We start from the raw sequence: 1056 nt of genomic DNA, 5'->3' as shown, positions 1-1056 counted from the left end.
CTAGAGCGGTTCCCGATCTGAGTGAATCGCGAGGGATTCCCAAATCGGCGCGGAGGTGATTCAAGCTGTCTGCCGGAGAGGGAGGCCGGCAGGCATGTCGCGAGCCCTTTCTCTCGATCTGCGGACGCGGGTTCTGAAGGCGGTGGCCGAAGGGATGTCGCACCGGCAAGCCGGTGAGCGGTTCGGGGTCAGCGCGGCGAGCGTCAGCCGATGGCGCCGGCGGGCCGAGGTCCAGGGGGACGCCCGGCCGAAGGCGCTCGGGGGTGACCGTCGGTCCGGCCGCATCGAGGCCTGCAAGGACCTGATCCTGGGCGCACTCGCCGAGACGCCCGACATCACCATCGAGGAGCTTCGTCGGAGCCTCGCGAGCCAGGGGCACACGTTCGGCTTCGGCACGATCCAGCGGTTCTTCGAGCGTCACCGGATCACGCGTAAAAAAAGACCGGGCATGCCAGCGAGCAGGATCGTCCCGACATCGTGAGGCGCCGGCAGGCCTGGTTCGACGGCCAGCTCGACCTCGAACCCGAGCGGCTGGTGTTCATCGACGAGACGTGGGCCTCGACCAACATGGCTCGGCGCTACGGCCGGGCACCGCGTGGCGAGCGCCTGCGGGTCGGCATTCCGCACGGACACTGGAAGACGACTACGTTCGTGGCCGGGCTCACCTGTCGCGGCATGATCGCCCCGTTCGTCCTCGACGGCGCGATCAACCGCGAGGCCTTCGAGACCTATGTCGCGTGCGTTCTCGTGCCTGCGCTCAGACCCGGCGACGTCGTCATCATGGACAACCTCTCGAGCCACAAGGGCCCTGCGGTCCGCGCGATGATCGAGGCGGCGGGCGCGAGCCTTCTCTACCTGCCGCCCTACAGTCCCGACTTCAATCCGATCGAGAACGCCTTCTCCAAGCTGAAGGCCCATCTGCGCAACGCCGCCGAGCGAACCGTCGACGGCCTCTGGGCCGCGATCGGCGGCCTCGTCCGCACCTTCACGCCGGCCGAATGCGCCAACTACTTCGCCGCCGCGGGATACGATGCAGCATGATCGGATTCCGCTCTA

General features: G+C 67.7%; 1 protein-coding gene. It reads left to right on the top strand.

Features of this window, described 5'->3' with window-relative positions; genetic code table 11:
- The first annotated feature begins 94 nt into the window (after positions 1 to 94).
- A protein-coding gene (locus tag ABTU92_RS18600; protein WP_408093132.1) for an IS630 family transposase occupies positions 95 to 1041 on the top strand; the annotation gives its coding sequence in 2 pieces (ribosomal slippage) (positions 95 to 443 and positions 443 to 1041; 948 coding nt in all).
- Positions 1042 to 1056: the final 15 nt, after the last annotated feature.

The organism is Rhodoplanes sp. SY1 (assembly GCF_046000175.1).
In the GTDB taxonomy this organism is placed as follows: domain Bacteria; phylum Pseudomonadota; class Alphaproteobacteria; order Rhizobiales; family Xanthobacteraceae; genus Rhodoplanes.
The sequence above is the reverse complement of the archived record's forward strand: the minus strand, read 5'-3'. Positions and strand labels throughout refer to the sequence as shown.